Here is a 5,145-nt window from a genome sequence, read left to right as displayed (position 1 = left end):
AATGGAAACTTGGCGTTAGAAGCATCAGTTTTAAATGATATATTGCATGGGGATATAAAACTCTACACAAAAGATGGAAAACTGCTAGCCTTAATTAAAGCCGAGAATAATAAGTTTATAAGTGGTAAATGCTCTAGCGACAAAGCCCTAACAAGTAAAGATTTAGAAGAGAGTAATAAATATCCCTACTTCGAAAGTGCAATTAACCATTTAGAAGTAATATGTGTAGCTAATCCTTGATTTTGGTTTTGCTGATTTTAGCAACTAAAGCAAGTTTATGTGTTGAAGCATAGATAACAAATATTTTGTATTTTAACTCAACATGATAGATACTAGATCTTAGGTTTAAAATATTACTTATAATATAATCGTAATATTTAGATAGCATAGTTTATTATTTCGTGCTATCATTACGCAGATTTATTGTGAAAGTATTTTGAGATTCCAAATTGACATGAGAATATAAAAAAGTAAAATACACATTTAATAATACGGCAAAATTTAAATATAAATCAAAACACTAGATTGTAAATCATCACAAATAAAAGGAATATCTTAATGTATAGAATCTTATTGCCTTTTTTGTTGCTATGTAGTTTTCACTATGCTTTTGCTGAAAATATCTTGCGTGTAGCAGTATCGCAAAATGTCGGTGATATGAATCCGCAAGGCTATAATCTCAATCAGCTTTACGCACAAAATATGATTTATGAAGGCTTAGTAAAGACTGATAGCAAGGGCAATATTACGCCCTCGCTAGCACTCTCTTGGGAGATTAAAGATTCTGGAAAAAGCTATATTTTTCATTTAAGAAAAAATGTGTTATTTTCTAATGGAGAGTCTTTTAACGCACAAGCAGTTGTAAAAAACTTTCAATCGATTTTAAAGAATAAAGCAAGGCATTCATGGTCAGCCCTTGTTATGACAATAGATAATGTAGTAGCCCTTGATGACTATACGATTAAGCTAACACTAAAACACCCCTATATTGCAACATTAAATGAACTAGCCCTTGTGCGTCCTTTTCGCTTCATTGCCCCAAGTATGATTCCACAAGATTTGGACTTAGCAAAAAATAATCCTAAAAAGCCCATTGGCACAGGTCCATATATGCTAACAGATACAAAAATAGGCATAAGCAATACTTTTAGTAAAAATCCACATTATTGGGATAAAGCTAGATATAATGGAATCTATTATGATACTATCATTACAAAAATTATAATTGATCCAAATGCAAAGCTAGTAGCACTGAAAACTAAGCAAGTAGATATGATTTATGGCTCAGATTCTATACCTATTGAGATTTTTCATAATATCGCAGAAACAAAGCAGTTTCAAACCTTTGTTAGCCCCCCAGCATTTACCACATTTCTTATTGTAAATCCAGCAAGTAAAACCCTGCAAGACAAAAATATGCGAGAAGCCCTAGCCCTAAGCATAGATAAAGCAAAGATTATAGAATCTGTGTATTATGGCTATCAAAAAGAAGCACAATTTTTGTTTAATCAAAATCTCCCCTTTACAAAGACAAAAAGCTACACACCACCAACCTATAATAAAAACAAAGCAGAAAAGATTCTAACACAAATGGGCTATACAAAAAAGAGTGATGGCTATCTATATAAAGACAATAAAAAACTACAATTTCAACTTCACTTCATAGCAAATAATCCCACACAAAAAGCCATTGCCACCATTATGCAAGCACAATTAAAAGATATTGGAATCTTTTTAGAGTTAATCCCAAATGAAGTAACAATGTATAGAAAAAAGCAAACACAAGGGCAGTTTGAGTTATGCTTTAGTCAAACATGGGGTGTGCCTTATGAGCCATTTACCTTTATTAACTCCATGAGACATAAGGGACATGCTGATTATATGGCACAAAAATCATTGCCTAAAACAGATTCTATAAATAAAGATTCTATTGATAAAGCGATTAAAACCCTTATTGAAAGTCCTTATGATATATACGCAGATTCTAAAAAAATAGATTTAAATAAAGCACAAGAAAATCTCACTAAACAAACGCAAAGCTTTCTTGATATGCTATATAGCACACAGATTTATATCCCACTCACTTATGATACAAATAAAGTTGTTGCGAGAGCGGGTATCAAAGGCATAGCCCCTGATGTAAGAGCATTTGAGATTCCATTCTGGGAGTTTTATGAATAATGCTTCGCTACATTTTGTATAGAATTTTTATGATTATTCCCATACTTTTTCTTGCATCATTGATTATTTTCTATCTTTTAAGATTGAATAGCACTGATCCAGTAGCACAATATCTTATAAACTCAAATCTGCCCTCAACACCTGAAGTAATAGCAGAGATCCGCCATGAGTTTGGCTTAGATAAGCCTATATTAGAGCAGTATCTCTTATGGTTACAAAAGGCAGTTTCACTTGATTTTGGTAAGTCATATATGAGTGATAGAGATGTATGGAGTGATTTTTTATATTATCTGCCCAATACGCTTTTACTCGCACTCTTTGCGTTTTTGCTTACGATTTTAGTGTCTGTGCCTTTTGGGATAATCGCTGCATATTATAGGGATAAAATCCCTGATTTTCTCATTCGCTTTATTTGCTTTATTGGCGTTTGTATGCCTAACTTTTGGTTTGCATTTTTACTGATTATGCTTTTTTCTCTCACGCTTGGTTGGCTACCAGCCCTTGGTGTAGATGGACTTCATTCATTCATTTTACCTGCTATAAGCATTGCTTTCATGTCAATATGTGTGAATATACGCCTTATCCGTGCAAATATGCTTGAAGTCTCAAAAGAGAGACATATACTTTATGCGTATTTGCGTGGATTAAAAAAGGGACATGTAACAATCAAGCATGTTTTCTATAATGCGACTCTGCCTATTATCACCGCACTTGGCATGCACTTTGGCGAACTCATCGGTGGAGCTCTCATTATAGAAAGCATTTTTGCGATACCGGGCATTGGCTATTATAGTTTGCAAGGCATTGCAAATCATGATTATCCTATTATTCAATGCTTTGTGCTTATTATGTGCCTTGTGTTTTCTTTGTGTAATCTCATTATTGATATATGTTATGCAGCCCTTGATCCACGCATAAGAAAGAATATGGAAGGCTCTCATGTATTATAAAGTTTTGGAAGTGTGCGATGACAATAGATTCTAAGCTATATAGAAAAAAGCTTTCTTTTCTAGGAAAGTTTTCTCTTGTTATGATTATTTTATTATTGCTTGTTGCACTCATTGCGCCATTTTTTTTGCCTTATACCCCCGATGCGATTGATTTAGATAATAGATTCTCACCTATTAGCACAACGCATTTTCTAGGGACAGATCATCTTGGCAGGGATATTTTTACGCGTTTAATATTTGGAGCTAGAATCTCGCTTTTTTCTGTGGGGATAATCTTAGTATGCGTTATGTTTTTGGGCGTAAGTATCGGTGGTATTGCCGGATTTTTTGGCGGGAAAATCGATAAGTTTATTATGAGGATATGCGATTTATTCTTAAGTTTGCCTACTATTGTATTATCACTCTTTTTAGTTGGCATACTAGGGGCTGGATTAGAAAATGTAATGCTTGCTATTGCCTTAACGCATTGGGCTTGGTATGCAAGGATTATCCGCAGTATTGTGCTAGGATTAAAACACCGCGAGTTTGTGCTACTCTCACAAGTCTATGGTGCGAGTAATTGGCAGATTTTTAAACGCAATATGCTGACGCCAATCCTTACACAATGCTTTGTGCTTGCGACTATGGATATAGGGCATATGATGCTACATATTGCTGGACTATCTTTTCTTGGGCTTGGCGTGCAACCACCACAGGCAGAATGGGGGGTTATGCTAAGTGATTCTAAAGATTATGTATTTAGTAATCCAGGGTTATTGCTTTATCCGGGATTAGCCCTATTTATCGCAGTTGCTTTGTTTAATATGCTAGGTGATAGCTTACGAGATTATTTTGATTGTGATTCAAATATTATTCATTAAAGGTAATCTATGACATTAACGCTTAAACATCTCACTTTAATGTGTAATAACAAGATTCTATTAAATGATATGAATCTTAGTATAAAAGCAGGACAAACGACTATACTATTTGGTAAAAGTGGCAGTGGCAAAACGCTTACAACCCTTGCTATGCAGGGCTTACTCCCAAAGAATATAAAGCAGGTAAGCGGTGAGCTATTACTCAATGATACACCTATAAATCCGCAGACTTCACGCGCAAAAGTCTTTGCAAGCATTATGCAAAATCCCCGCTCTTGCTTTAATCCACTCTATTCACTCCATACGCATATAAAAGAGAGTGCAAACGCTCTAAAAATACATTGGGATATGAAAACTATAGAATCTATGCTACATGAAGTCGGCTTACAAAAAGAAGTCTTAAAACTCTATCCATTTGAGATGAGCGGGGGAATGTTGCAACGCGCAATGATTGCCCTTGCCCTGCTTACAAAAGCCCCTTTTTTAATCGCTGATGAACCCACAACAGACCTTGATATTATCGTGCAGTATAGAATCTTAAAACTTCTAAAACACTTGCAAAAAACCTATGGACTAGGCATTTTGCTTATCACACATGACCTAGATGTCGCAAAGAAGATGGGGGATAGCTTTTACTGCCTTACACCTTGTGAAGGTGTGCTCCAGTGATCTTATCGATACTCAATGCGCTATATATTTCATAATAGGCTATTGTTTGCGTATATTGAAGCCATTGAAAATATTTTACATTTCAAATATTTTGATTACAATATGAGGATATCTTTATGTTATAATCGTCGGCTTATGTAGAAATCTATTGCAAAGTAGCATTCACTCAACTAAGCGACATTAAGGATTTACATAAAACCCATTCTCTCACTTTTCATTCTGCTATGCCTATCACCTAGCATAGCATTTGCCTATCTTGATCCGGGCAGTGGTTCATTATTGCTTTCTTCAATCGTAGCACTCTTTGCTTCAGCTCTGTTTTTTATTAAAAATCTATTTTATAAAATCATCTCTTTTGGCACATATAATCCTTTAACATCAACTGCGGGGGGGGGCAATCTCATAAGAATCTAGTCTTTTATGCTGAATGTCCTCAATACTATGGCACTTTTAAGCCTATTTTAGATGCACTAGATTCTTTAAAA

General features: G+C 34.8%; 4 protein-coding genes and 1 pseudogene. All 5 read left to right on the top strand.

Annotated features, from left to right (window positions below):
• A pseudogene (locus T368_RS0110825) lies at positions 1-240 on the top strand (toxin-antitoxin system YwqK family antitoxin); the annotation flags it as partial.
• A gap of 318 nt (positions 241-558) precedes the next feature.
• Positions 559-2,181, top strand: a complete 1,623-nt coding sequence (gene nikA / locus T368_RS0110820) for a nickel ABC transporter substrate-binding protein (RefSeq protein ID WP_004085980.1) — start codon at positions 559-561, stop codon at positions 2,179-2,181.
• The gene (gene nikB / locus T368_RS0110815; RefSeq protein ID WP_004085978.1) at positions 2,181-3,131 is read left to right on the top strand and encodes a nickel ABC transporter permease subunit NikB; all 951 of its coding nucleotides are present in this window, start codon (positions 2,181-2,183) and stop codon (positions 3,129-3,131) included. Before nikA ends, nikB begins: the two co-directional genes overlap by 1 nt.
• Positions 3,132-3,148: 17 nt before the next feature.
• Positions 3,149-3,991 (top strand): nickel ABC transporter permease subunit NikC, encoded by an 843-nt coding sequence (gene nikC, locus T368_RS0110810; RefSeq protein WP_004085976.1) that lies wholly within the window; start codon positions 3,149-3,151, stop codon positions 3,989-3,991.
• Between the two features lie 9 nt (positions 3,992-4,000).
• Complete coding sequence (locus tag T368_RS14050) at positions 4,001-4,660, top strand: ATP-binding cassette domain-containing protein (RefSeq protein ID WP_004085974.1); 660 nt, start codon at positions 4,001-4,003, stop codon at positions 4,658-4,660.
• Positions 4,661-5,145: the final 485 nt, after the last annotated feature.

Source organism: Helicobacter bilis ATCC 51630 (genome assembly GCF_000686565.1).
GTDB lineage: Bacteria > Campylobacterota > Campylobacteria > Campylobacterales > Helicobacteraceae > Helicobacter_A > Helicobacter_A bilis.
This window is presented reverse-complemented; position numbering and strand designations above follow the sequence as displayed.

What these genes read in the sequence shown, in the direction of transcription:
- nikA (WP_004085980.1), top strand. Translation starts at nt 559, where the DNA reads ATGTATAGAATCTTATTGCCTTTTTTGTTGCTATGTAGTTTTCACTAT.
- nikB (WP_004085978.1), top strand. Translation starts at nt 2,181, where the DNA reads ATGCTTCGCTACATTTTGTATAGAATTTTTATGATTATTCCCATACTT.
- nikC (WP_004085976.1), top strand. Translation starts at nt 3,149, where the DNA reads ATGACAATAGATTCTAAGCTATATAGAAAAAAGCTTTCTTTTCTAGGA.
- T368_RS14050 (WP_004085974.1), top strand. Translation starts at nt 4,001, where the DNA reads ATGACATTAACGCTTAAACATCTCACTTTAATGTGTAATAACAAGATT.